We start from the raw sequence: 26,694 nt of genomic DNA on the forward strand, positions 1-26,694 counted from the left end.
TTTCCGGGGCATGCCGCCGCCGAATCTACAATCGCGCTTCCTCACGAAGCCCCCCACATGCAAGACCCCAATTTCCCGCCCAAGATCTCCCCCCTGCGTCCCGTGCCCAACCTGATCTTCGCCAGCCGCTGGCTGCAGCTGCCGCTGTACCTGGGCCTGATCGCTGCGCAGGCGGTCTATGTCTTCCATTTCTGGGTGGAACTGGTGCATCTGCTGGAAGCAGCATTCGGCAGCAAGACCGCGCTGGAGGCGCTGGTCAGCAGCATCGGCTACAAGTCCACCGTACCGCTGACCGGCCTGAACGAGACCGTCATCATGCTGGTGGTGCTTGCGCTGATCGACGTGGTGATGATCTCCAATCTGCTGATCATGGTGATCGTGGGCGGCTACGAGACCTTTGTCAGCCGCATGGGCCTGCAGGGCCACCCCGACCAGCCCGAGTGGCTGTCGCACGTGAATGCCTCGGTGCTCAAGGTGAAGCTGGCGACCGCCATCATCGGCATCTCCTCGATCCACCTGCTCAAGACCTTCATCAACGCCGACAACTACTCGGACAAGGTGCTGATCGCCCAGACGGCCATCCACATCACCTTCCTGCTGTCGTCCATCGCCATCGCCTACACCGACAAGATCATGTCGGGCATCGCCTCCAGCAAGCCCCACTGATCCGCTACGCTTTCGATAGCGCCGCAAGTCCTTTCCACGGGGGCTTGCGGCGTTTTTACTTTGCTTTCGAAGCGCGCAGCAGGAGCAGGGTGCCGAGCACGGCGGCGACCAGCGAGCCGGCCAGCACGCCGATCTTGAGCTGCATCTCGAAGGCCGGGCCCTGCCCCTCGAAGGCCAGGGCGCCGATGAACAGGCTCATGGTGAAGCCGATGCCGCACAGCACGCAGACGCCGAAGAACTGCTGCCAGTTCGCCTGCGCCGGCAGCGCGGCGCCGCGAAAGCGGATCAGCAGCCAGGACGCGCCGAACACGCCGATGGCCTTGCCCAGCACCAGGCCTGCGGCGATGCCCAGCGGCACGCCCTGCACCAGCGAGGCCGGCGTCACGCCGGCCAGGGACACGCCGGCATTGACGAAGGCAAAAACAGGCAGCACCAGGAAGGCCACCCAGGGTTGCAGCACATGTTCGGCGCGCTTGAGTGGCGAGCCGCCGCGCGGATCGGCCAGCGGCACGGCCAGGGCGGTCACGACGCCCGCCAGTGTGGCATGGACGCCGGACTTGAGCACGCAGACCCAGACCACCAGGCCGACGATCACATAGGGCGCGATGGCCATGACACGGGCGCGGTTGAGGGCCAACAGCAATACGCTCCCCGTGGCCGCGGCCAGCAGCATGGTGAACGACAGGTCAGCGGTGTAGAACAGCGCGATGACGACAATGGCGCCCAGGTCGTCGATGATGGCCACCGCCGTGAGAAAGACCTTGAGCGAGGCCGGCACCCGGCTGCCCAGCAGGACCAGCACGCCCAGCGCGAAAGCGATGTCGGTGGCCGCCGGGATGGCCCAGCCGCGCAGCGCCACCGGGTCGGCGTGGTTGATGGCCGCGTAGATCAGCGCCGGGACCACCATGCCGCCCAGTGCGGCGCCGGCCGGCAGCTGGGCCTGCTTGAGCGAGGACAACTCGCCCTCGAGCAGTTCGCGCTTGATCTCCAGCCCCACCAGGAAGAAGAACGCTGACATCCACAGGTCGTTGACCCACAGCAGCAGGGGCTTGGCCAGCACCAGTGAGCCGCCGATGGCCACCTGGCCGGGCGTGCGCAGCAGGTCCTGGTACTCGTCCGCCAGCTGCGAATTGCTCACCAGCAACGCGACCAGCGCCGCCAGGGCCAGCAGGATGCCGCCGGTGGATTGCGAGGCCACGAAACGCTGGAAGTGACGGTGCAGGCGCTGGAGCATCGCCGCAGGATACACGCCGGCGGCGTCAGCCCTGGCCGCCGACCATGTCGCCGGGCCTGACCCAGGCGTCGAACTGCTCGCCCGTGACATGGCCCGAGGCGATGGCGGCCTCGCGCAGGCTGCTGCCCTCCTTGTGGGCCTTCTTGGCGATGAAGGCCGCCTTGTCGTAGCCGATGTGCGGGTTGAGCGCCGTCACCAGCATCAGCGAGCGGCCCACCAGCTCGCTGATGCGCTCGCGATTGGGCTCGATGCCCACGGCGCAGTTGTCGTTGAAGCTGCGCATGCCATCGGCCAGCAGGCGCACGCTCTGCTGGAAGTTGTGGGCGATCATCGGCCGGAACACATTGAGCTCGAAGTTGCCCGAAGCGCCGCCGAAGTTGATGGCCACGTCGTTGCCGAAGACCTGGCAGCACAGCATGGTCACGGCCTCGCTCTGGGTCGGATTGACCTTGCCCGGCATGATGGACGAGCCCGGCTCGTTCTCGGGGATGGACAGCTCGCCGATGCCGCTGCGCGGACCGCTGGCCAGCCAGCGCACGTCGTTGGCGATCTTCATCAGGCTGGCCGCCAGGGTCTTGAGCGCGCCGTGGGCGTGGACCAGGGCGTCGGCCGCGGCCATCACCTCGAACTTGCTGGGCGCGCTGACGAAAGGCAGGCCGGTCAGGCGCGCCAGTTCGGCCGCCACCTTGTCGGCGTAGCCTGGCGGCGCGTTCAGGCCCGTGCCCACGGCCGTGCCGCCCAGGGCCAGCTCGCACAGATGCGGCAGGCTGGCGTGCAGGTGACGGTCGCACTGCTGCAGCTGCGCCACGTAACCGGAGAACTCCTGGCCCAGGGTCAGGGGCGTGGCGTCTTGCAGGTGGGTGCGGCCTATCTTGACGATGTCCTTGAACGCCTCGCTCTTTTGCGCCAGCGTGGCCTCGAGCTTTTGCAGCGAAGGCAGCAGGCGGTTGCGGATGGACTCCACCGCCGCCACGTGCATGGCGGTGGGAAAGACGTCGTTGGACGACTGGCTCATGTTGACGTGGTCGTTGGGATGGACCAGCCTGCCCTCGCCGCGCACTCCGCCCAGCAGCTCGCTGGCGCGGTTGGCCAGCACCTCGTTGACGTTCATGTTGCTCTGCGTGCCCGAGCCGGTCTGCCAGACCACCAGCGGGAACTCGTCGGTGTGCTGGCCGGCCAGCACCTCGTCGGCGGCGGCGATGATGGCCGCGGCCTTGCTGTCATCGAGCAGGCCCATCAGGTGGTTGACCACCGCGCTGGAACGCTTGACCTGGACCAGGGCGCGGATGATTTCGCGCGGCTGGCGCTCGCCCGAGATGTCGAAGTTCTGCAGCGAGCGCTGCGTCTGTGCGCCCCACAGGCGCTCGGCCGGGACGGCGATGGGGCCGAAAGTGTCGCGTTCGGAACGGGTCTTCATGGCGTGCTCGCCCTCTCTGCTACGGGCTGGGAACAGCCTTGCCCAAGCCCGCCAGTATCGCGCAGATCAGCCCACCTGCTCGGCCTCCCCGGCCAGGACGCCCCCGTGGGCCAGCGTCAGGCCGACGGTGGTCTGCACGCCCACCAGCCGCACCAGCGCATCGCCGGGGTTGATGCCGGCAGTGGCGTTGGAGATGAACAGGTAGCGGTCGCCGCCGTGCAGGAAGGCGGCCACGGCCGTCTGGTAGGCAGCCACGGGCCCGCCCGCCTGGATGGCTGCTTCGGTCCAGGTGATCTTCTCCGCCAGTGTTCCTTCGCTGGCGAAGCTGGCGTAGCCCTGGGAGATACGGGCCACGCCCGGCATCGCCGTTGCATGGTCGACGGTGACGGCGGTGAACAGGGCCAGGGCAGAATCGCCGTAGCGGATGAAATCCCGGCCCGTGCCCCAGTTGGTGAACTCGTCGGCGCTGGCCGCCAGCTGGGCCGCGCTGGCAGCCGCAAAGTGGCTGGAATAGAGAGTGAAAAAATCGCCGCCCGTGACGCGGCCGCCGGTGAAGATGTCGATGCCGGCACTGCCGATCAGCTGGTTTTGGTTGTGCTCGCTGCCTTTGGCCGTGATGCCGTTGAGGCCCCCGGCATTCAGCTCGAAAGCACCCGTGCCATTGAGCGCCACTGTCATGCGCTCGGACCGGCCCGGCTCGAACGACAGGCGCACCTGGCCCGCACCGGTCGATTCGATGCTGCGCACGTTGGTGCCGGCCACCCCTCGCAACCCGGCTGCACCGCTCAGATCGATGTCCACCACCGTGGCGCCGCCCAGCATGCCGGTCAGGTCCAGCGAGCCCTGCCCTGTGGCATTGACCTGCAACGCAGATCCCAGGCCCGTGAAGCGGGGGTTGCCGGTGTAGTTGGTGGTGAAATCCAGATTCAGTGTCCGCATCTGCGGCACGTCCAGTACCAGGCCGGCAGAGGATGCCTGCAGCACCAGCGATTCGACGCCGGGCAGATGGATGGTCGCCGCCTGCCCGGTGATCTGGTCAACGCGGGCAAGGGTCGCGGTGGTGGTGCCGGCCGCGTCGCGGTCGGCGAATTCCACGCTCAAGTCCGCGCCTTCGTAGGCCTGGACGGCCAGGCTGACTGCACTGTTCAGGCCGCGCAGCACCATGGCGCCATGCACGTGCATGCCCACCGTAGTCAGGCCGGCGATGCCGGCAAGGTTGACCACGGCCCGAGCGCCGTCGAGCCATACCTGTTCGATGCCGCTGACGCGCAGGCCGGTGGTGTCGAGGTTGCCGCCGCCAAGGAATATCAGGGTGTCGGAGCCACCGCCCCCGTCCAGCCTGTCGCTTGCATCCAGCGTGCCCTGTGGCGCCCGGAAGAAGTCGCTGCCGGTGGACGCCACGAACAGGCTGCTTGAGGCAGTGGTGTTGACGCTGCCATCGATGGTGTCCGCGCCGGTAGTGAGCTCGAAAGGCCGGCCGGGCGGCTGGCCCAGCGCTGCCGCGGCGGACATCGCAACCTGGGCACCGGCCACCGCAGCAGTCACGCTCGCTGGATCATTGCTCACGGCCAGCAGCCAGGACCGCGCCGAGTTCCCGGCGGCGGTCCCGGAGTAATAGGTGTTCTCCAGCTGCGTGTCCAGGGCGGCTTCGAAGGCGGCAGCGGCCTGCAGCTTGTTGGCCACTGTCGTGCGATCGGTGTTCTGCGCACCCTGCAGCAAGCCAATGGGGAGATCCGCCAGGCCCAGCCGGCCGGAAGCCACCTCGGCGGCCCAGTAGGCCTGCGCCGCCGGTTCGGCGCCGCGGTTGAACAGGCGTTGGTAGGCCGCTTCGATCAGCGCCGGCACATCCGTCGAGGGGCCGAATTCGGCCGAGCCGAAGAAGGCCCGCCCCAGGCCGGGGCTTTGCATGCTATCGCCGGACCCATACTGGGCATAAGCGTCCCTCGGCCGACCGAGATAGGCGAGGTAGTAGTCGCGTAGCTGTGCGGAAACAATGGCCATTGCGTGCACCCTGGTGAACTTTCATTCTGGCGCATCCGGTGCGCAGCAGGTGTAACTGCGCGCGCTGACCAAGCGTGCAGGGCCCTTACTCCACCACCCCCGCCCGCTCCAGCATCACGCGCAACAGCACGTTCGCACCCGCCTCCACGTGGTCCGCTCTCGCATCCTCGATCTCGTTGTGGCTGATGCCGTCCTTGCAGGGGATGAAGACCATGGCGGCCGGGGCGCGCCGCGCCAGGTAGATCGCGTCGTGGCCAGCGCCGGACACCGCCGGCATGTGGCTGTAGCCCAGGTCCCGCGCGGCCTGCGCGATGGCGGCAACGCTCGCGGCGTCGAACTGCTGCGCGGGGTAGCTGGAAACCAGTTCGATGTGGATCGCCAGCCCCGTCTCGGCCTGCAGCCGCGTGGCGCAGGCTTGCACCTGCGCAACCTGGGCATCCACCGCTGTGTCGGTGGCGTTGCGAAGGTCGATCGAGAACTGCACCCGTCCGGGAATCACGTTGCGGCTGTTGGGATGCACATGCACCATGCCGACGGTGCCGCGCCCGTGCGGGCCATGGCTTGCCGCGGAAGCCACGACTTCCTGCATCAGCCGGGTGGCCACTTGCAACGCATCGCGGCGCAGCTTCATCGGCGTGGGGCCGGCGTGCGCCTCCATGCCGGTGACGGTGCAGTCGAACCAGCGGATGGCCAGCACGCCCTCCACCACGCCGATGGTCACGTCCGCGTCCTCCAGCACCGGGCCCTGCTCGATGTGGACTTCAAAGTAGGCGCCCACCGGGTGCTGCCCCGGCACCTGCGGCCCCAGGTAGCCAATTGCCTCGAGCTCGTCGCGCACCGTCTTGCCGGCAACGTCGGTGGCGGCATAGGCCTGCTCCAGGCTGAAGGCGCCGGCGAACACGCCCGAGCCCATCATCACCGGCACGAAGCGCGAACCTTCCTCGTTGGTCCAGAACGCCACCTCCACCGGCGCGCGGGTGCGGATGCCGTGATCGTTGAGCGTGCGCACCACCTCCAGGCCAGCGAGCACGCCGTAGTTGCCGTCGAACTTGCCGCCGGTGGGCTGGGTGTCGATGTGGCTGCCGGCCATCACTGGCGGCAGGCTCTCATCCTCTCCGGCGCGCCGCATGAACACATTTCCGATGCGGTCCACAGTCACCTGCAGTCCGGCCTCGCGGGCCCAGGCCGTAACCTGGTCGCGGCCCAGCCGGTCCTCGTCGCTGAGGGCGAGCCGGCAGACACCGCCCTTGGCGGTGGCACCGATGCGCGCCAACTCCATCAGGCTGTGCCACAGCCGCGGGCCGTCGATGCGCAACTGCGAAGCAGTCAGGGAAGAGATGGTTTGGTCTTTCATGGCCTTCGCGCCCTAGGGCGCGCTGTTGTCTTGCACGATCCGCTGCGCAGGTTCATCGGTTGGTCTTCATTGCTTTTCATGCCGGCGCGCCCTGCTCCACCAGCAGGCAGCGCACCGCATGGCCGGCCTCGGGCCAGCGCACTTCGGGCCGGGCTTCGAGGCAGGCAGCCTGGGCCTGGCTGCAGCGCGGCGCGAAGGCACAGCCGGCAGGCAGGGCGCTCAAATCCGGCGGCGCGCCGGCGATGGTTTCCAGCCGCGTGTTGCGGGCGAGCGCGCCGTCGGCCCGGCTGCGCAGCAGCGCCAATGTGTAGGGATGGCGCGGGGACCGCAGCACGGTGCGCACCGGCCCTTCCTCGACGATGCGGCCCGCGTACATCACGGCGATGCGGTCGGCCACCTCGACCGCGGCGCCGATGTCGTGTGTGACGAAGACCACGGCCAGGCCCAGCTCGCGTTGCAGCTCGCGCAGCAGCAGCAGGATCTGGATCTGCACCGTGGCGTCCAGCGCCGTGGTCGGCTCGTCGGCCAGCAGCAGCTGCGGCTGGCAGGCCAAAGCCAACGCGATCATCGCGCGCTGGCGCATGCCGCCGGACAGCTCGTGCGGGTAGGCCTGCAGGCGCCGCTCGGGACTGGGGATGCGCACCCGCTCGAACAGTTGCAGCGCGCGCTGCATGGCCTGGGCCTGGCTCACCGGCTCATGGCGGCGGATGGCCTCGGCGATCTGCGCGCCGACGGTGTACACCGGGTCCATGGCCAGCAGCGGCTCCTGGAAAACCATGGCGGCGACCTTGCCGCGGTAGGCGGCCAGCGCGGACTGCGACAGCTTGAGCACATCGTGCGAGCCCACCCGCACCGCGCCTTCGATGCGGGTGCGCTGGGGCGGGTGCAGCCGCAGCAGGCTGCGCAGCGTGACGCTCTTGCCGGAACCGGACTCACCGATCAACGCCACCACCTCGCCGCGCTGCACCTGCAGGTCGACCCCGCTGACCGCCTCCACGACTTTGCCGCCACCGGTGAAACTGACGTGCAGCTGGCGCACGTCGACAAAGGGTTCTTGCGCGCTCACGGGCTGAGCTCCGAGCCACACGCTGCGGCCACGGGGGCAGCGCTGTGCCCGCTGCCCGCCACATGCATCCAGCAGGCGACCACCTGGCCGGCAGCAACCGGCAGCAAGGCTGGGCTGCGCTGCGCGCACACAACTTCCGCGTGCTTGCAGCGGGGATGGAAGCGGCAGCCCGAGGGCGGGTTGATCGGGTCCGGCGGGTCACCCGCCAGTGGCGGCTGCTCGGTGCGCCGGTCCGGGTCCAGCGACGGGATGGAGGACAGCAGCGCCCGTGTGTAAGGGTGGGCGGGCTCGCTGAACAGGGCTTCGCTCGCGCCGATCTCCACCACCTGGCCCAGGTACATCACCATCACGCGGTCGCTCATGTAGCGCACCACGTTGAGGTCGTGGCTGATGAACAGGTAGGTCAGGCCGAATTCCTGCTTCAGGTCCAGCAGCAGGTTCAGCACCTGGGCTTCGACCGACTTGTCCAATGCCGACACGGCTTCGTCCAGGATGACCAGCCGCGGCTGCAACGCCAGGGCCCGGGCGATGTTGACGCGCTGGCGCTGGCCGCCGGACAGCTCGTGCGGGTAGCGCCCGGCAAAGCGGCTGGGCTCCAGCCCCACGCGTGCCAGCAGGTCGCGGGCCCGCGCCACCGCGGCCTGGCGCGATGCGCCGTGCACCTGGGGGGCGAAGGCGATCGAATCTTCCATCGTGAGCCGGGGGTTGAGCGAGGCGTAGCTGTCCTGGAACACCATCTGCGCCTGGCGCCGGAACTGCTTGAGCGGCAGCGCCGCGCCAGCCACCGTTTCGCCGTCGAAGGTCAGGTCGCCGCGGTCTGCGGCGATCAGGTGCATGAGCAAGCGGGCGGTGGTCGACTTGCCGCAGCCGGACTCGCCCACCACGCCCAGCGTCTCGCCCTTGCGGATATCGAAGGCTATGCCGTCCACCGCGCGCACCACGCCGCCGCCGCGCCCCAGCACGTCCTTTTTCAGGGGGAAATGCTTGACCAGACCCCGCACCGTCAGCAGGGGCTGGGCCGGTCCACCCACGTCCACCGCGCTCACTGCTTGATCTCCATCGCCGAACGCAGGCCGTCGGCCAGCAGGTTGAAGGCGATCGAGGTGATGAAGATCATCACGCCCGGCAGCGCGGCCAGCCAGGGCTCGATGTAGATGGCGGTGCGCAGGGTGTTGAGCATCAGGCCCCATTCCGGCTCGGGCGGCTTCACGCCCAGCCCCAGGAAGCTCAGGCCCGAGGCCAGGATCATGGACACCGCCACCAGGCTGGTGGCGTAGACAAAGATCGGCCCCATGACGTTGCCCAGCACATGGACCCGCACGATGGTGAAGGCGCCGGCACCGGAGGCGCGCGCGGCATCGACGAAGTCGCGGTGGCGGATCTGGGTGGTGACGCTTTCGGCCACCCGCGCCAGGGGCGGGATGAAGACGATGGTCAGCGAGATCAGCGAGTTGGTCGTGCCGGCGCCCAGCGCCCCCGACAGCGCGATGGCCAGCAGCACAGAGGGAAAGGCGTAGAACACATCGACGGTGCGCATGATCACGTTGTTGAGCCAACCGCCGGCATAGCCGGCCGTGATGCCGATCAACGAGCCGGCCAGGAAGGCGAAGATCACCGGCGTGATGCCCATGAACAGGGACAGCCGCGAGCCCACCATCAAACGCGAGAGCATGTCACGCCCCAGTTCGTCCGTGCCCAGCGGATGGCCGGCAAAGCCGATGGGCTTGAGACGGTTGAGCATGGCCGCGGCATAGGGATCCATAGGCACCAGCAGCGGCGCGAAGACGGCCAGCAGCAGCAGCAGCGCGATGACGATGCCGGCACCGAGCGCCACCTTTTCGCGCAGGAAGCGCCGCAGCACGGTCTGCCAGTAGCCAGGCGAGCGTTCGAGGGCGATGGCCCCGATCTGGGAAGGTGTCTGGGCGGTGGCTTGCAGCACGGGCATCTCTCAGGCGCGCGCGATGCGCGGATCCAGCAGGGTCTGCACGACGTCCACCAGCAGGTTGAGCACCACGAAGAACATCGCCAGCACGAGGATCGTTCCCTGCAGCAGCGGCAGGTCGCGCTGGAAAATCGCGGAGTTCAGCAGAAAGCCGGTGCCGGGCCAGGAGAACACCGTCTCGATCAGGATCGATCCTCCCAGCAGATACCCCAGTTGCAGCCCCATCACAGCCAGCGCGGTGGGCGCGGCGTTCTTCACCACATGCAGGAAGATGCCCAGGTCGGTCAGGCCCTTGGCGCGCAGGCCGACGATGAACTCCTGCGCCAGGATGTCCGCCACCAGCGCGCGCACGGTGCGCGAGATGATGCCCATGGGGATCACGCTCATGGTCACGGCGGGCAGCAGCATGTGCTTGAAGTGTTCCCAGTCCCAGGCCCACTCGGTGGAAGCACCGGCGCCGCCCGGCGGCAGCCAGTTGAGGAACACCGAGAACACGATCACCAGCACCATGCCCAGCCAGTAGTGGGGCACGCTGACGCCCAGCACGGAGACCAGCGAGGCCGCCCTGTCAATCCACGAATGCTGGAAATAACCGGCCACGAAGCCGAACATGCAGCCCAGGACGAAGCCGATCAGCGTCGCCAGCAGGGCGATCCGCAACGTGTTGCCGACCGCCCGCAGCACCTCCGAGGCCACCGGCCGGCCCGAAGCGATGGAGGTGCCCAGGTCACCCTGCACGGCGCGCCAGACCCAGCCGGCAAACTGCTCCGGATAGGAGCGGTTGAAGCCATACAGCTCGCGCAGCCGCTCCTGCAACTCCACCGAGGCATCGGGCGGGAGGATGGACACCAGCGGATCGCCCGGCGCGAGGTGCACCAGGGCGAAACACACCAGCGCCACCCCCGCCATGATCGGCAGCGTGTAGAGCAGCCGGCGCAGCAGAAAACCAAGCATGCGCGCCTTCCCGTTGCGCCCTTAATCCATGGACATGGTGGCGATGTCGATGAACCAGCTTTGCGGCTGGACCACGCCCTTGACCTTGGCGCTGATGGCGCGCGGGCCGACGTCATGGGCGATCCAGACGAAGGGCGCGTCTTCGACGATGCGCGCGTGCAGCTTTGCCAGCGCGGCGTCGCGCGCCTTGTCGTCGAAGGCATTGCGCGCATCCGCCACCAGCTTGTCGACTTCCGCGTTGCCGAAGTAGCCCCAGTTGTTGCTGACCGGCGGGAAGGTCTTGGTGCTGACGAAGCGCACCATCGCGAAGAACGGGTCCATCGCGGCGAAGCTCACGTTGATGGCGTTGGCGCCGTTGGCCGAGGGATCCTTCGCGCCCTTGCGCCAGTTGGTGAACAAGGTGTTCCACTCGATCACGTCGAACTGCACGTCGAAGCCACAGGCCTTGAGCGACTGCTGCACGAACTCGTTCATCGGCAGGGGCTGCATCTGGCCGGAACCGCTGGCGGAGATCTGCACCTTGACCTTCAAGGGCTTGGCAGTGCTGTGGCCTGCCTCGGCCATCAGCTTGCGAGCCGCTTCCGGGTCGTACTTGATGTCGAACTTCGGGTTGCCCCACCACGGATGGCCCGGCGGCACCGTGCCCTTGGGAATGGCCATCATGCCGCCCAGCAGCTTGAGCATGCCGGTGCGGTCGACGCAGAGGTTGGCGGCCTGGCGCACCCGCTTGTCCAGCCAGGGCGAGCCGTCCGCGAAGGACAGCTGCCACGGCCACACGTGGGGTTGCTGGTTGAAGTACATCTTGAAGCCGCGGGACTGGATCGGGCCCATGGCGTCGGGGGACGGCGCCTCGATCCAGTCGACCTGGCCGGACAGCAGGGCCGCGGTGCGGGCATTGGCCTCGGGCATGGGCAGCATCACAACGCGGTCGATCTTGGGTGTGCGCAGGGGGTCCCAGTAGGCCTTGTTGGCCACCACTTCGAGCCGCTCGCGCGGCACGAAGCGCACCATCTTGAACGGTCCGCTGCCCGAAGCGTCCGCAGCGAAAGCCGTCCATGCGGTCTTGGCCTTGTCGGTCGGCGTGGCGCCGGCAGCGGCGTCGAACTTCTTTTGCCAGTGCACCGGGCTGGCCATGAACAGGTTCGTCAGGTTCAGGGGCAGGAAGGCATCGGGCTCGGTGGTGGTCAGTTCCACGCTCAGGTTGTCGATCTTGCGGGCGCTTTTGAGCGTCGGCATGCGCGAGGCGGTGACGCCCACCTGGCTGGCGTCGAAATGCGGCGCGTCCTTGTCCAGCACCTTGCGCACGTTCCACACCACGGCGTCGGCATTGAACTCGGAGCCGTCGTGGAACTTCACGCCCGGGCGCAGCTTGAAGACCCACTTGGTCTTGTCCTTGGCATCAACCGCCCAGGCCGTGGCCAGGCCGGGAATGATCACGCTGGCCCGGTCGGACTTGGACAAATCCCAGTGCGTCAGCGCGTCGTACATGGGGATGCCGGTGAAGCGGTTGCCCTCGAAACCCTGGTCCGGCTGGCCCAGCGTGCGCGGAATGTCGGCCGCCGTCATGGCGATGCGCAAGACCTTGTCCTGGGCCAGCAGGACGGGCGAGGCAAAGGTGGCGAGCACGCCGGCAGCAAGCGCGATGGCACGGGCCGGTTTGGACAGGCTTGGGAGGGCGGCGGACAGGATCATCGGGGCTCCAGAGTTGAGGCTGACGCGGTGTCCGGCATGGGGTTTCCGCTTGGGATCAGCTACAGCTCCTAAGCAACGGCTGTGCCATGAGCGCCCGTTCTCACCAAACATCGGCGACAAGCATCCGCGCACGCCTTCGGAGGCCGGCGCACCAGCAAGACGCAAATCCCGCTGGTGGCGCACCAGGAAGGCCACTGGGGCCCAACAGCGTCTGGGATAATCTGCCAACGCCTCTCCCTACCCTCTCAAAAGCCATGACGACCATCAAAGCCAACGATCTGATCGAGTCGATCTCCGCCGCCCTGCAGTACATCAGCTACTACCACCCGGCCGACTACATCGCCCACCTGGCGCGCGCCTACGAGCGCGAGCAAAGCCCGGCGTCCAAGGATGCGATCGCCCAGATCCTGACCAACAGCCGCATGAGCGCCACCGGCCACCGGCCCATCTGCCAGGACACGGGCATCGTCAACGTCTTCCTCAAGGTCGGCATGGATGTGCGCTGGGAAGGCTTCACCGGCAGCCTGGACGACGCCATCAACGAAGGCGTGCGCCGCGGCTACAACCACCCGGACAACACCTTGCGCGCCTCGGTCGTGGCCGACCCGCAGTTCGCCCGCAAGAACACCAAGGACAACACGCCGGCGGTGATCTTCACCGAGCTGGTCCCCGGCGACAAGCTGGACATCACGGTGGCGGCCAAGGGCGGAGGCAGCGAGAACAAGAGCAAGATGATCATGCTCAACCCGGGCGACTCGGTGGTTGACTGGGTGCTCAAGACCGTGCCCACCATGGGCGCCGGCTGGTGCCCGCCGGGCATGCTGGGCATCGGCATCGGCGGCACGGCCGAAAAGGCCGTGCTGATGGCCAAGGAATCGCTGATGGACGACATCGACATGTACGAGCTGCAGGCCAAGTCCTCGCGCGGCGAGGCGCTGGACAAGGTCGAGGAGATGCGCCTGGAGCTGTACGAGAAGGTCAACGCCCTGGGCATCGGCGCGCAGGGCCTGGGCGGCCTGACCACGGTGCTGGACATCAAGATCAAGCTCTACCCCACGCACGCGGCCAGCAAGCCTGTGGCCATGATCCCCAACTGCGCGGCGACCCGCCATGCGCACTTCGTCATGGACGGATCGGGCCCGGTCTACCTGGACGCGCCCTCGTTGGACCTGTGGCCCGACGTCAACTGGGAGCCCGACTACAAGAAGAGCAAGAAGGTCGACCTCAACACCTTGAGCAAGGAAGAAGTCGCCAGCTGGAAGCCGGGCGACACCCTGCTCCTGAACGGCAAGATGCTGACCGGCCGCGACGCCGCCCACAAGCGCATCCAGGACATGCTGGCCAAGGGCGAGCAGTTGCCGGTGGACTTCGCCAACCGCGTCATCTACTACGTCGGTCCGGTCGATCCCATCAAGGGCGAGGCCGTGGGCCCGGCCGGCCCCACCACGGCCACCCGCATGGACGGCTTCACCGAGATGATGCTGGCCCAGACCGGCCTGATCGCCATGGTGGGCAAGGCCGAGCGCGGCCCGGTCGCCATCGAGGCCATCCGCAAGCACAAGAGCGCCTACCTGATGGCCGTGGGCGGCGCCGCCTACCTGGTGTCCAAGGCCATCAAGACCGCCAAGGTCGTGGGTTTTGCCGACCTGGGCATGGAAGCCATCTACGAGTTCGACATGGTCGACATGCCGGTGACCGTGGCTGTGGATGCCGGAGGCACCAGCGCCCACATCACCGGCCCGGCCGAGTGGCAAAAGCGCATCGCCACCGGCGAGTTCAAGAACATCCCGGTCGCCGCTGCCTGACGATGCGCGCTGGCGCCGCCGCCGCACCCATCGGCAGCATCACGAGCGCCGATCGGCCGATCGGCGTGTTCGACAGCGGTGTCGGCGGCTTGAGCGTGCTCAGGGCGCTGCGCGCCGAATTACCGCAGGAAGACTTCGTCTACTTCGCCGACAGCGGCAACGCGCCGTATGGCGAGCGTGACGACGCCTTCGTGGCCCAGCGCTCGCAGGCCATTGCACAGCAACTGCGCGAAGAGCACGGCATCAAGGCCCTGGTCGTGGCCTGCAACACGGCGACAGCCGCAGCCGTGCACCTGCTGCGCGCCGGCCATCCCGGACTGCCCCTGGTCGGCGTCGAGCCTGCGCTCAAGCCGGCGGCGGCACGCAGCCGCACCCGGCGCATCGCCGTGCTGGCCACGCGCGGCACGCTGGCCTCGGCCAAATTTGCAGCGTTGCATGCCTCGCTGCGCGATGAAGCAGAGTTCCTGCTCCAGCCCTGCGACGGCCTGGCCGCTGCCATCGAAGCCGACGACGCTACAAAAATCAGAGCGCTCTGCGAAGAATACACGCGGGCTAGCGGCCGATTTGGCTCCAAAAATGGGCAAATCGACAGCCTGGTGCTCGGTTGCACCCACTACCCCTTTGCCGCGAACCATTTCGCCGAATTGGCCGGACCGGAGGTGGCCTTGATCGAGACCGGCGAGCCGGTGGCGCGCCAGACCCGGCGCCTGCTGGGAGCCGCCGGCCTGCTGCGCACGCAAGGCGTGGGCAGCATCACGCTGCAGGCCAGCGCTGGGCAGGCAGCCCTGCACGCCACCGCCACGCGCTGGCTGGGCCGCTAGGGGGCCTGCAAGGCCGCGGCGCGGCCGCGTGCCACGTCCACCTTCAGCAGCAGCACCAGGCCGACGAAGAACAGCACCGTGGTCGAGAGGATGGCGATGCGCTGGTTGCCGCCGGTCGCCCAGGCAATGGCGCCGTAGCTCAGGGGGCCGATCACGCTGGCCAGGCGGATGGCGAAGGTCCACAGGCCGAAGAACTCGCCCAGCTGCCTGGGCGGCGCAAACAGACCGGCCATGGCACGGCCGGCCGACTGGCTGGAGCCCATGCACAGGCCGGCGATGGCGGCGGCCCACCAGAACTGGCCCTTGCTGGTGCTGACAGCGGCGATCACGCAGGTGGCGATCCAGCCGACCAGGGTGCTGCCCAGGGCCAGCTTGTGGCCGATACGGTCCTGCAGGTAGCCCCAGGCGAAGGCGCCGCCGGCGGCCGCCAGGTTGAGCACGAAGATCAGCACCATGGTCTCCTGCGGCTCGAAGCCGATCACCTGCTCGGCGTAGATGGCCGCCAGCGTGATCGCCACCGCCACGCCGCCCTGGTAGAACACCGCGCAGGCCAGCAGCCACATGAAGTCTCGGTAGCGCCGGGCCTGGCGGAAAGTCTGCTGCAACTGGCGCAGCGAGGCCTGCAGGCCGCTCTGCTGTGCGGCCGCGGGATTGGGCTGGGCACGCTCGCTCAGCAGCCAGAATGTCACCAGCGAGGCCGAGCCGTAGATGGCGGCCGTCAGCAGCACCGTCACCGGCACGAAGCTGCTGGCGGGAATGCCCTGTTTTTGCGCCCACAGCACGTAGCCAAGGCTGATGCCCAGGGCCAGCATGCCGCCGAAGTAACCGAAGCCCCAACCCCAGCCGCTGACCTTGCCCAGCGACTCAGGCCGCGCCAGCTCCGGCAGGAAGGCCGCCGTCAGCGATTCGCCCCAGGCATAGAAGGTGTTGGACAAGATGATGAGCGCCACCGCCAACGCCACCGAGCCGGTGCCGGCCAGGGCCAGGGCCGCGGTGCTGAGCACGCATCCGGCCGTCACCATCATCAGCAGCTTCTTTTTGGCGGCGCGCAGGTCGGCCCAGGCGCCCAGGCTGGGCATGGTGAGCATGACGATGGCGTAGGAGGTGCTCAGAGCCGCCGTCCAGGCAAACGTGGCCCACTCGGCCTTTTGCGCGATCCCGCCGACGAAGTAGGCGGCGAACACGGCGGTGATGATCACCGTGGTGTAGCCCGAGTTGGCGAAGTCGTACATCGCCCAGCCGAACACCTCGCGCCGGCGCACGCCGGGATTGAGAGCTTCCCTGGAAAAAAGGGCCACGCTGCGTCTCCTTGGTTGGAGCGCAGCATAGCCCAGGCCGGTGACGGCCCGGCCGGATCAGTGCAGGTGGCGCGGGCGGCGTCCGCCGCCGTGGCCTCCGCCGGTCCCACCGCTGCCGCGCGGCGGGCGGCCGATCTCCAGCGAGTTGACCAGGGCGTCAAAGCGCTGGCTGAAGAGCTTGTCGATCTCGCCGACCACGCCGCCCAATTCGGCGCCGTCGAAATGGCGCTCCATCAGGTTGACCACGTCCTCGACCAGCAGGTCGCGCTGCACCTGCATGATGGCCGCCGGATTGGGCCCGACGAACAGCATGATGAAGTCGTCGCGCGATTCGGCCTCGGGGCGCTCTTCTTCCTCGTCGAACTCGGCGTCGTAGAAGGTCACCTCGATCGCGGCGCCCTGATCGGCCAGTTCGTTCAGGCTCATGCACATTTCGTCGAGCGACTGGCGGAAGTCCTCGTCACCCGGCAGCGTCCAGCACATGGTCAGCAGGTGCTTGGCGGCGTCGAACTTCAGGCCCGACTCTTCCTCGTAGGTGCTTTCGGCGGCGTCGGCCAGCGATTTGGCGCCGGCGTACTTCCACAGCGGTTTGAGGGCCTCCTGCAGCTGGGCGAAGCTCACATCGGCGCGCAGAGGCACATCGCCGTGGACGTGGATTTCAAAAGGGGCGTTGTAGTTGGACATGTTCGTACTCCGGCTGGTGCCTCGAGCCGGGCTTGAACCGGCACGCCCCCTTGCGGGTAGCGGCGGATTTTAAGTCCGCTGTGTCTACCAATTTCACCATCGAGGCTTCGAGCCCAATGTAAGACAAAACAGCCCCGGCAACCTGGGTTGTCGGGGCTGTATGTCTGGAGGCGCGACCCAGAGTTGAACTGGGCTAGCCGGATTTGCAATCCGGTGCATAACCGCTTTGCTATCGCGCCCGAATCCGTTCGCTGTTGCCGCATGAAAAAGGGAAGCCGAAGCTTCCCTTTTACCGGTTCTACCGGCAAAAGCAGCACTGCTGCTTTTGAAATATGGAGCGGGAAAAGAGTCTCGAACTCTCGACCTCAACCTTGGCAAGGTTGCGCTCTACCAACTGAGCTATTCCCGCATTTCGAGCCTCGAATTATAGCGCAATTTTTTGGCTCTTTGCAACCATCCTCAATGTTTCACTGAGGCGGGCGTTGTGACCGGCGCTGCCACCGGCGCGGCGGCCGCTGCCGGTTCGTCGTCGGGCAGGGGCGTGGGCGGGCGCTCCAGCGCCAGTTCCAGCACCTTGTCGATCCACTTGACCGGCACGATCTCCAGGCCCTGCTTGACGTTGTCCGGAATCTCCTGCAGGTCCTTCTGGTTCTCTTCGGGGATCAGCACCGTCTTGATGCCGCCGCGCAGGGCTGCCAGCAGTTTTTCCTTCAGGCCGCCGATGGCCGTGACCTCGCCGCGCAGCGTGATCTCGCCGGTCATGGCGACGTCGGCGCGCACCGGGATGCCGGTCAGGGCCGACACCATGGCGGTGGTCATCGCCGCGCCGGCGCTGGGGCCGTCCTTGGGCGTGGCGCCGTCGGGCACGTGGATGTGCATGTCCTTTTTCTCGAACACTTCATCGGGAATGCCCAGGCCGCGGGCGCGGCTGCGCACCACGGTGCGGGCAGCCGAGACCGATTCCTTCATCACGTCGCCCAGCGAACCGGTGGTGGTGATCACGCCCTTGCCGGGCATCAGCGCCGCCTCGATGGTCAGCAGGTCGCCGCCGACCTCGGTCCAGGCCAGGCCCACGACCTGGCCGACCTGGTTCTGCTGCTCGGCGCGGCCGTAGGTGAACTTGCGCACGCCCAGGTAGTCGTGCAGGTTCTCGCCGTTGACCGTGACCAGAGGCTTGAGCTTCTTGAGCTGCAGGCCCTTGACCACCTTGCGGCAGATCTTGGACAGTTCGCGCTCGAGCGAGCGCACGCCCGCTTCGCGGGTGTAGTAGCGCACCACATCGCGGATGGCTTCTTCCGTGACCAGCAGTTCCACATCCTTCAGGCCGTTGTTCTTCAGCTGCTTGGGCAGCAGGTACTTCAGGGCGATATTGGTCTTCTCGTCCTCGGTGTAACCCGACAGGCGGATCACTTCCATCCGGTCGAGCAGCGCCGGCGGGATGTTCATCGAGTTGGAGGTGGCCACGAACATCACGTCCGACAGATCGAAGTCGACCTCAACGTAGTGGTCACCGAAGGTGTGGTTCTGTTCCGGGTCCAGCACTTCGAGCAGCGCACTGGAGGGGTCGCCGCGGAAGTCCGTGCCCAGCTTGTCGATCTCGTCGAGCAGGAACAACGGATTGCGCGTGCCGATCTTGCCCAGGCTTTGCAGCACCTTGCCCGGCAACGCGCCGATGTAGGTGCGGCGATGGCCGCGGATCTCCGCCTCGTCGCGCATGCCGCCCAGGGCCATGCGCACGTACTTGCGGCCGGTGGCCTTGGCGACCGACTGGCCAAGCGAGGTCTTGCCCACGCCGGGCGGGCCGACCAGGCACAGGATGGGCGCCTTGACCTTGTCCACGCGTTGCTGCACCGCGAGGTATTCGAGGATGCGGTCCTTGACCTTGTCCAGCCCGTAATGGTCCTCGTTGAGCACCTTCTCGGCGTTGGCCAGGTCGTGCTTGATCTTGGTCTTCTTGCTCCAGGGCAGGCCGGTGAGCACGTCGATGTAGTTGCGCACCACGGTGGCCTCGGCCGACATGGGCGACATGAGCTTGAGCTTCTTGAGCTCGCCCTCGGCCTTCTTCAGGGCTTCCTTGGGCATCTTGGCGAGCTTGATCTTCTTCTCGATCTCCTCGATGTCGGCGCCCTCTTCACCCTCGCCCAGTTCCTTCTGGATGGCCTTGACCTGCTCGTTGAGGTAGAAGTCGCGCTGGTTCTTTTCCATCTGGCGCTTGACGCGGCCGCGGATCTTCTTGTCGACGTTGAGGATGTCGACCTCGCGCTCGATCTGCTCGAACAGGTTCTCCAGGCGCAGCTTGACGTCGGCCAGGTCCAGGACGACCTGCTTGTTGTCCAGCTTGAGCGGCAGGTGGGCGGCGATGGTGTCGGCCAGGCGGCCGGGATCGTCGATGCTGGAGATCGAGGTCAGGATCTCCGGCGGAATCTTCTTGTTCAGTTTGACGTACTGGTCAAACTGCTGCATCACCGCGCGGCGCAGGGCCTCGATCTCGCTGGACTTGGGCTCCTGGCCCGAGGCGTCCACCGGCGTGACGTTGGCGGTGAAATGCAGTTCACCGTCCTCGATGCGGTTGACGGTGGCGCGCTGCTGGCCTTCGACCAGCACCTTCACGGTGCCGTCGGGCAGTTTGAGCATCTGCAAGATGGTGGACACGCAGCCCACCTCGAACATGTCGCCCACCGAGGGCTCGTCCTTGGCGGCGGCCTTCTGGGCCACCAGCATGATGCGCCGCTCGGCTTCCATCGCCGCTTCCAGGGCCTTGATGCTCTTGGGACGGCCGACGAACAGCGGAATGACCATGTGGGGGAACACCACCACGTCCCGCAGCGGCAGGAGCGGCAGGTCGATGGCGGTTGCAGGCAGGGGGACGTGTCCGGACATGGGAATCCTTGTTGTTACCAGTCGAATATGGACTGGAATAGGGCATTTTCAACCCACCCGCGGTCCCCTGCGAGGCTGCGGGTGGGAAGACAAGCAAGATACCACCAGAGGGCAGATCTTCAGGCCCCGATAACCGGCTGTTTCAAGCCTTTTTCGCGGCTTCGCGGTAGACCAGCAGCGGCGGCTTGTTCTCGTCGATGGTCGACTCGTCCACGACCACTTTGTCCACATTGGACGTGGTGGGAAGCTCGAACATGGTGTCGATCAGCGACTGCTCCAGGATGGAGCGCAGGCCGCGGGCGCCGGTCTTGCGCTTGAGCGCCTTGCGGGCGATGGCGCGCAAGGCGTTGGGGCGGATCTCCAGGTCCACGCCCTCCATCTGCAGCAGCTTGCCGTACTGCTTGACCAGGGCGTTCTTGGGCTCGGTCAGGATCTGCACCAGAGCGTCCTCGCTGAGCTCGGCCAGGGTGGCGACCACCGGCATGCGGCCGACCAGCTCGGGGATGAGGCCGAACTTGATCAGGTCCTCCGGCTCGACATCGCGGAACACGTCGGTCAGGCTGCGCTGCTGCTTGCTCTTGACCGCGGCGCCAAAGCCGATGCCCGAGGACTCGGTGCGCTGCTCGATGACCTTTTCCAGGCCGGCGAAGGCACCGCCGCAGATGAACAGGATGTTGGTCGTGTCGATCTGCAGGAAATCCTGATTGGGGTGCTTGCGCCCGCCCTGCGGCGGCACGCTGGCCATGGTGCCTTCGATCAGCTTGAGCAGGGCCTGCTGCACGCCCTCGCCCGAGACGTCGCGGGTGATGGAGGGGTTGTCGGACTTGCGCGAGATCTTGTCGATCTCATCGATGTAGACGATGCCGCGCTGGGCCCGCTCGACCTCGTAGTTGCAGCTTTGCAGCAGCTTCTGGATGATGTTCTCGACGTCCTCGCCGACGTAGCCAGCCTCGGTCAGCGTGGTGGCGTCGGCCATCACGAAGGGCACGTCCAGCATGCGCGCCAGAGTCTGGGCCAGCAGGGTCTTGCCCGAGCCGGTGGGGCCGATCAGCAAGATGTTGCTCTTGGTGAGCTCGACCTCGTCCTTCTTGGCCTTTTCCTTGTGGCGCAGCCGCTTGTAGTGGTTGTACACCGCCACCGACAGCGTCCGCTTGGCCGGCTCCTGGCCGATCACGTAGTTGTCGAGGTTGGACTTGATCTCCACCGGAGTGGGCAGGTCGCCGCGTGCTTCCTTGGTCTCATCGCCGGTGGGCAACTCATCGCGGATGATCTCGTTGCACAGGTCAATGCACTCGTCGCAGATGAAGACGGAAGGTCCGGCGATGAGCTTCTTGACCTCGTGCTGGCTCTTGCCGCAGAAGGAGCAATAGAGCGTTTTTTCGCTGGAAGAGCCTTTTTTCTCGGCCATGTGCGCTGTGCCCTCAGAAGGTGTTTCTCAATGATACCCAAATAGCAAACGGCGCTTCCCCTGTTACAGGGAGCGCCGTTGCGGCTGTGCAACCCGGCGCCCGGCGGCGCCGGCGGCCGGCCTCAGGGACGCTTGGCGATGACCTGGTCGATCAGGCCGTAAGCCTTGGCCTCTTCGGCCTCCAAGAAGTAGTCGCGCTCGGTGTCGTTCTTGATCTTTTCCAGCGGCTGGCCGGTGCGCTCGGCCAGGATGCGGTTCATCTGGTCCTTGGTGCGCAGGATGTCGCGCGCATGGATCTCGATGTCGGTGGCTTGGCCGCGGGCGCCGCCCAGCACCTGGTGGATCATGATCTTGGAGTTGGGCAGCGAAAAGCGCTTGCCCTTCTCGCCGGCGGCCAGCAGGAAGGCGCCCATGCTGGCGGCGAAGCCGCAGCACAGGGTGGACACGGCCGGCTTGATGAAATTCATGGTGTCGAAGATCGCCATGCCGGCCGTGACGCTGCCGCCCGGCGAGTTGATGTAGAACGAGATGTCCTTGTCCGGGTTCTCGCTCTCCAGGAACAGCAGCTGCGCCACGATCACGTTGGCGGTCTGGTCGTTGACCTCGCCGACCAAGAAGATCACCCGCTCCTTGAGCAGGCGCGAGTAGATGTCATAGGACCGCTCGCCGCGGCCCGACTGCTCGATGACCATCGGGATCATGCCGAGGTTCTGGGTCTCAAGTGCGCTCATGGAATGCTCCGTTTCGTTACGCCTACTGTATCCAAAAAGGATTTGGGGCCGGGATGGCCTTTGACAAGACCGTCCGGCCCCAGCGGGGACGCGGCCCTCAGGCCGCGTTGTCCTGCGTTCAGCCCTGCTGGCCCATCAGGTCGTCGAAAGCGATGTCCTTGGCGGTGACCTTGGCCTTGGCCAGGACGAAGTCGGTGACGTTGTTCTCGATCACGATGGCTTCGACTTCCGCCAGGCGGCGGGTGTCGCTGAAGTACCAGCGGATCACGTCGGTGGGCTTCTCGTAGCTGGCAGCCAGTTCCTCGACGTGGGCCTTGACCTGCTCGGGCTTGGCCTGCAGGTCGTTGGAACGCACCAGCTCGGCGACCACCAGGCCCAGGCGCACGCGGCGCTCGGCTTGCGGGCGGAAGATGTCGTCGGGGATCGGCGCCTTGTCGGCGTCCTTGATGCCGCGCTGCTTGAGGTCGGCGCGGGCGCTCTCGATCATGCGGTCGAGTTCAGCTTGCACGCTGGACTTGGGCAGGTCGAGTTCGGCCTTGGCCACCAGGGCGTCCATGACGGCCTGCTTGTTGCGGCCCAGCAGGCGGAACTTGACTTCGCGCTCCAGGTTTTTCTTGATGTCGGCGCGCAGGCCGTCCACCGTGGCGTCGGCGATGCCCAGCGACTTGGCCAGGGCTTCGTTGACTTCGGGCAGGTGGGCCGCTTCGACCTTCTTGACCGTGACCAGGAAGTCGGCCTGCTTGCCGGCCACGTCCTGGCCGTGGTAGTCGGCCGGGAAGGCCAGCGGGAAGGTCTTGCTCTCGCCGGACTTCATGCCGCGCACCGCAGCCTCGAACTCCTTGAGCATCTGGCCTTCGCCGACCAGGAACTGGAAGTCCTCAGCCTTGCCGCCCTGGAAGGTCTCGCCGTCGATCTTGCCTTCGAAGTCCACCGTCACGCGGTCGCCGTCCTGGGCACCGTCGGTCAGGGAGCGCTGGGCAAAGCTGCGGCGCTGCTTGCGCAGGATGTCCAGGGTCTTGTCAATGGCAGCATCGGTCACTTCGGCCGACAGCTTGTCGACCTCGGCCGCGGCCAGGTCGCCGATCTTGACCTCGGGATAGACCTCGAAGACGGCGTCGAAGGCCATCTCGCCCTCGGGCGCGCTTTCCTTCTCGGTGATGCGCGGCTGGCCGGCCACGCGCAGCTTGGCCTCATTGGCAGCCTGGGCGAAGGCCTCGCCGACCTTGTCGTTCATGACCTCGTAGTGCACCGAGTAGCCGTAGCGCTGGGCCACGACGGTCATGGGCACCTTGCCGGGACGGAAACCGTCCATCTTCACGGTGCGCGCCAGGCGCTTGAGGCGGGAATCGACTTCCGACTGGATCACGTTGACGGGCAGCGTCAGCGTCATCTTGCGTTCGAGCTTCTCGAGGGTTTCAACGGTCACGGCCATGGTAGGTCTCTCAAAGGTGATTTGGACGGTGTATGGGGCTGTCTGGTGCGCGGGGGGGGACTCGAACCCCCACACCATTGCTGGCGTCAGGACCTAAACCTGGTGCGTCTACCAATTTCGCCACCCGCGCGCCCCAATTCGGGCAACCGGCTATTTTAACCGGGCGCGGGAGCCTCTTCCCGCTTGACCCTGAACCACGCTGCATACATCGCCGGCAAGGCCAGCAAAGTCAGCACCGTGGCGACGATCAAGCCGCCCATGATGGCCACGGCCATAGGCCCCCAGAACACCGAGCGCGACAGCGGGATCATGGCCAGCACGGCGGCCGCGGCCGTCAGCACGATGGGCCGCAGGCGCCGCACGGCGGACTCCACGATGGCGTCCCAGGCGGGCACGCCGCGGGCGCGGTCCTGCTCGATCTGGTCGATCAGGATCACCGAATTGCGCTGAATCATCCCCATCAGGGCGATCACGCCCAGCAGGGCGACGAAGCCGAAGGGGCGATTGAGCAGCAGCAGGGCGCCGGCCACACCGGCGATGCCCAGCGGGCCGGTGATGAAAACCAGCATGGCGCGGCTGAAACTCTGCAACTGCAGCATCAGCAGGGTGAAGGTCAGGAACAGCATGATGGGGATGCCGGCCGAGATCGATGACGAGCCCTTGGAGCTTTCCTCCACCGCGCCGGCCACCTGGATGGCATAGCCCTGCGGCCACTTGGCCTCCAGCGCCTTGAGCTCGGGGAGCAGCTGCGCGCTGACGGTGGCGCCCTGCAGGCCCTCAATGATGTCGCCCTGCACGGTGATGGCGTAGTCGCGGTTCTCGCGCCACATCACGCCGGGCTCCCAGCTGAGCGTCGGCTTGGTGATCTGCGTCAGCGGGATCGATTTGCCCGAAGCCGTCGGCAGGTAGGCGTTGGCCAGGTCGGTGATGGCATTGCGCTCGTCCAGCGGCTGGCGCAGCACGATGTCGATCAGGCGGTCGCCCTCGCGGAACTGGCCCACGTTGGCGCCGGCCAGGATGGTCTTGGAGGCCTGGGCGATGGACTGGCTGGTCACGCCCAGGGCACGCGCCTTGGACTGGTCCACTTCCAGCCGCAACACCTTGACCGACTCGTTCCAGTTGTCGTTGACGCCGCGCGTGTTCGGGCTTTGCCGCATCACGGCCTTGACCTCGTCGGCGCGCGCGCGCAGCTGCGCCGGGTCCGGGCCGACCACGCGGAACTGCACCGGATAGGGCACGGGCGGGCCGTTGGGCAGCAGCTTGACGCGGCCGCGCACCTCGGGGAACTCCTGCGCCAGCAGGGCCGGCAGCTTGATGCGCAGCGATTCGCGCAGCTTCAGGTCGCGCGGAATGATGATGAACTGCGACACATTGGCCTGCGGGAAGACCTGGTCCAGCGGCAGGTAAAAGCGCGGCACGCCCGAGCCCACCCAGACACTGACGTCGACCACGCCCTCCTCATCGCGCAAGCGCTTTTCCACGCGCTTGACGACCTCCTCGTTGGCGGCAAACGAAGTGCCCTCGGGAAACCATATGTCGACCAGGACTTCGGGCCGGCTGGAGTCGGGGAAGAACTGCTGCTGCACCTTGCCCATGCCCAGGATGCCCAGGGCGAACACCAGCACGGTGGCGCCGATCGTCAGCCAGCGGTGCTGCACGCACCAGTTGACCGCGCCGCGGAAGGCCCGGTAGAACGGCGTGTCGAAGTGCTCGTGGTGCGCGGCTTCGCCGTTGGCCGGCAGGGGCTTGGCCTTGAGCAGCAGCGTGCCCAGGTAGGGCACGAAGTAGACCGAGACCAGCCAGCTCAGGACCAGGGCGATGACGGTGACGGCGAAGATGGCGTAGGTGTACTCGCCCACCGTCGACTTGGCCATGCCGATGGGCAGGAAGCCCGCCGCCGTGATCAGGGTGCCGGTCAGCATGGGCATGGCCGTCACCTCATAGGCGAAGGTGGCGGCGCGCACCTTGTCGTAGCCCTCCTCCATCTTGCGCACCATCATCTCCACCGCGATGATGGCGTCGTCCACCAGCAGGCCCAGGGCGATGATCAGCGAGCCCAGCGAGATCTTGTGCAGGCCGATGCCCCAGTAGTTCATGGCCAGAAAGGTGACTGCCAGCACCAGGGGGATGGTGATGCCCACCACCAGGCCGGGTCGGACGTCGATGTAGTAGCGCCGCCACAAAGGCAGGCCGGGCTCGGGCCGCTTGTGCAAGCCCAGGGCGATGAAGCTCACGGCCAGCACGATGACCACGGCCTCGATCAGGGTGCTGACGAATTCGTTGACCGAGCTGGCCACCGCCCTGGGCTGGTCCTGGATCTGCGACAGCTTGATGCCGGCCGGCAGGCCGGTCTCGATCTTGCCAAACGCCGTCTTGAGCGACTCGCCCAGGCGGATGATGTCGCCGCCCTTGGCCATGGACACGCCCAGGGCGATGACCTCCTTGCCCTGGTGGCGCACCTTGACCACCGGCGGGTCGACGTAGCCGCGCCCGATGGTGGCGATGTCGCCCAGGCGCAGTTGCGCCCCCGAGCTGCCGCGGATCGGCATGGCGCGCAGTTGCTCGACCAGCTCGAACTGGCCGGCCACGCGCACCTGCACCACGTCCAGCGGCGTCTGCACCGCGCCGGCCGACTCCACCGCGTTCTGCTGGCCCAGTTGGGCCAGCACCTGGTTCATGTCCAGCCCGAGCTGGGCCAGGCGCTTTTGCGAAATCTCGATGTAGACCTTCTCGTCCTGGACGCCAAAGAGTTCGACCTTGGCCACGTCGGGCACGCGCAGCAGCTGCTGGCGCACGTCGTCGGCAAAGGTCTTGAGCTCGGCATAGTTGAATCCGTCGGACTCCAGCGCGTAGATCACGCCATAGACGTCACCGAATTCGTCGTTGAAGAAGGGGCCGAGCACGCCCTGCGGCAAGGTGGAACGCATGTCGGCGACCTTCTTGCGCACCGTGTACCAGACGTTGGCCACGTCGCCGGGCTTGGACGAGTCCTTGATCTGGAAAATGATCTGCGATTCGCCCGGCTTGGAATAGCTGCGGATCTTGTCGGCATAGGGCACTTCCTGCAGGGTGCGCTCGAGCTTGTCGGTCACCTGCTCGGCCACCTGCTGGGCGGTGGCGCCTGGCCAGTACGTGCGCACGACCATGGCGCGGAAGGTGAAGGGTGGGTCCTCGTCCTGGCCCAGCTGGAAGTAGGCGGCACAGCCCAGCAGCATCAGCACCACCATCAGGTAGCGGGTCAGGGCCGGATGCTCCAGCGCCCACTTGGACAGGTTGAAGGACTCGCGGGCCGGTGGCGTCTGCGTCATG

The 26,694-nt window shown here is 66.8% G+C and carries 19 protein-coding genes and 4 tRNA genes; 3 read left to right on the forward strand and 20 right to left on the reverse strand.

Translation table 11 applies throughout. The annotated features are described in order from the left end of the window. Window positions 1-57: 57 nt before the first annotated feature. A complete protein-coding gene (locus Q0632_RS10670) occupies window positions 58-666 on the forward strand; it encodes a YqhA family protein (protein ID WP_298928681.1) in 609 nt (202 codons plus the stop codon). Window positions 667-721: 55 nt separating this feature from the next. On the opposite strand, the gene nhaA is transcribed toward Q0632_RS10670, so the two are convergent. The 9 genes from nhaA to Q0632_RS10715 form a co-directional block, all read right to left on the reverse strand. Next, a complete protein-coding gene (gene nhaA, locus Q0632_RS10675) occupies window positions 722-1,900 on the reverse strand; it encodes a Na+/H+ antiporter NhaA (protein ID WP_298928684.1) in 1,179 nt (392 codons plus the stop codon). 25 nt (window positions 1,901-1,925) lie between these two features. Continuing rightward, complete coding sequence (gene fumC, locus Q0632_RS10680; RefSeq protein WP_298928687.1) at window positions 1,926-3,317, reverse strand: class II fumarate hydratase; 1,392 nt, start codon at window positions 3,315-3,317, stop codon at window positions 1,926-1,928. A gap of 66 nt (window positions 3,318-3,383) precedes the next feature. Further along, window positions 3,384-5,225, reverse strand: coding sequence for a hypothetical protein (locus tag Q0632_RS10685; RefSeq protein WP_298928689.1), 1,842 nt, complete (start codon window positions 5,223-5,225; stop codon window positions 3,384-3,386). 178 nt (window positions 5,226-5,403) lie between these two features. Continuing rightward, window positions 5,404-6,672, reverse strand: coding sequence for a Zn-dependent hydrolase (locus Q0632_RS10690; protein WP_298928693.1), 1,269 nt, complete (start codon window positions 6,670-6,672; stop codon window positions 5,404-5,406). A gap of 76 nt (window positions 6,673-6,748) precedes the next feature. Continuing rightward, the gene (locus tag Q0632_RS10695; protein ID WP_298928696.1) at window positions 6,749-7,738 is read right to left on the reverse strand and encodes an ABC transporter ATP-binding protein; all 990 of its coding nucleotides are present in this window, start codon (window positions 7,736-7,738) and stop codon (window positions 6,749-6,751) included. Next, window positions 7,735-8,784: an ABC transporter ATP-binding protein gene (locus Q0632_RS10700; protein ID WP_298928702.1), complete on the reverse strand. Its 1,050-nt coding sequence runs from the start codon at window positions 8,782-8,784 to the stop codon at window positions 7,735-7,737. The genes Q0632_RS10695 and Q0632_RS10700 overlap by 4 nt, the downstream gene beginning before the upstream one ends. After that, window positions 8,781-9,683 carry an ABC transporter permease gene (locus Q0632_RS10705; protein ID WP_298928705.1) on the reverse strand — a complete coding sequence of 301 codons (903 nt, stop codon included), beginning with the start codon at window positions 9,681-9,683 and terminating at the stop codon, window positions 8,781-8,783. The genes Q0632_RS10700 and Q0632_RS10705 overlap by 4 nt, the downstream gene beginning before the upstream one ends. Window positions 9,684-9,686: 3 nt before the next feature. Further along, complete coding sequence (locus Q0632_RS10710) at window positions 9,687-10,634, reverse strand: ABC transporter permease (protein ID WP_298928708.1); 948 nt, start codon at window positions 10,632-10,634, stop codon at window positions 9,687-9,689. A 21-nt stretch (window positions 10,635-10,655) separates the two neighbouring features. Then, window positions 10,656-12,326 (reverse strand): ABC transporter substrate-binding protein, encoded by a 1,671-nt coding sequence (locus Q0632_RS10715; RefSeq protein WP_298928714.1) that lies wholly within the window; start codon window positions 12,324-12,326, stop codon window positions 10,656-10,658. A 254-nt stretch (window positions 12,327-12,580) separates the two neighbouring features. Here Q0632_RS10715 and Q0632_RS10720 point away from each other — a divergent pair, with 254 nt between their 5' ends. Both Q0632_RS10720 and murI read left to right on the forward strand, forming a co-directional pair. Beyond that, window positions 12,581-14,131, forward strand: a complete 1,551-nt coding sequence (locus Q0632_RS10720; protein ID WP_298928717.1) for a fumarate hydratase — start codon at window positions 12,581-12,583, stop codon at window positions 14,129-14,131. A gap of 2 nt (window positions 14,132-14,133) precedes the next feature. Continuing rightward, the gene (murI, locus tag Q0632_RS10725) at window positions 14,134-14,952 is read left to right on the forward strand and encodes a glutamate racemase (RefSeq protein ID WP_298928720.1); all 819 of its coding nucleotides are present in this window, start codon (window positions 14,134-14,136) and stop codon (window positions 14,950-14,952) included. Here murI and Q0632_RS10730 read toward each other — a convergent pair. From Q0632_RS10730 to Q0632_RS10780, 11 genes are all read right to left on the reverse strand, one after another. Next, on the reverse strand, window positions 14,949-16,250 hold the full coding sequence (locus Q0632_RS10730; protein ID WP_298928724.1) for an MFS transporter: 1,302 nt from the start codon (window positions 16,248-16,250) through the stop codon (window positions 14,949-14,951). The genes murI and Q0632_RS10730 overlap by 4 nt on opposite strands. Before the next feature lie 57 nt (window positions 16,251-16,307). Continuing rightward, entirely contained in the window at window positions 16,308-16,934 is a 627-nt protein-coding gene (locus Q0632_RS10735) for a DUF6806 family protein (RefSeq protein WP_298928727.1), read from the reverse strand. Window positions 16,935-16,948: 14 nt separating this feature from the next. After that, window positions 16,949-17,040, reverse strand: a tRNA-Leu gene (locus Q0632_RS10740). Window positions 17,041-17,099: 59 nt separating this feature from the next. Continuing rightward, window positions 17,100-17,173 (reverse strand) — tRNA-Cys (locus Q0632_RS10745). A gap of 94 nt (window positions 17,174-17,267) precedes the next feature. Further along, a tRNA-Gly gene (locus Q0632_RS10750) sits at window positions 17,268-17,343 on the reverse strand. A 50-nt stretch (window positions 17,344-17,393) separates the two neighbouring features. After that, the gene (gene lon / locus Q0632_RS10755; protein WP_298928729.1) at window positions 17,394-19,814 is read right to left on the reverse strand and encodes an endopeptidase La; all 2,421 of its coding nucleotides are present in this window, start codon (window positions 19,812-19,814) and stop codon (window positions 17,394-17,396) included. A gap of 142 nt (window positions 19,815-19,956) precedes the next feature. Then, complete coding sequence (gene clpX, locus Q0632_RS10760) at window positions 19,957-21,222, reverse strand: ATP-dependent Clp protease ATP-binding subunit ClpX (RefSeq protein ID WP_298928732.1); 1,266 nt, start codon at window positions 21,220-21,222, stop codon at window positions 19,957-19,959. Between the two features lie 122 nt (window positions 21,223-21,344). Continuing rightward, window positions 21,345-21,953, reverse strand: a complete 609-nt coding sequence (clpP, locus tag Q0632_RS10765; RefSeq protein WP_298928735.1) for an ATP-dependent Clp endopeptidase proteolytic subunit ClpP — start codon at window positions 21,951-21,953, stop codon at window positions 21,345-21,347. 118 nt (window positions 21,954-22,071) lie between these two features. After that, entirely contained in the window at window positions 22,072-23,385 is a 1,314-nt protein-coding gene (gene tig / locus Q0632_RS10770; protein ID WP_298928739.1) for a trigger factor, read from the reverse strand. Between the two features lie 43 nt (window positions 23,386-23,428). After that, window positions 23,429-23,515: transfer RNA gene (locus Q0632_RS10775), tRNA-Leu, on the reverse strand. A 25-nt stretch (window positions 23,516-23,540) separates the two neighbouring features. Next, window positions 23,541-26,693, reverse strand: a complete 3,153-nt coding sequence (locus Q0632_RS10780) for an efflux RND transporter permease subunit (RefSeq protein ID WP_298928742.1) — start codon at window positions 26,691-26,693, stop codon at window positions 23,541-23,543. Window position 26,694 lies beyond the last annotated feature (1 nt).

The organism is uncultured Ramlibacter sp., from assembly GCF_936925435.1.
Classification (GTDB): Bacteria; Pseudomonadota; Gammaproteobacteria; order Burkholderiales; family Burkholderiaceae_C; genus Ramlibacter.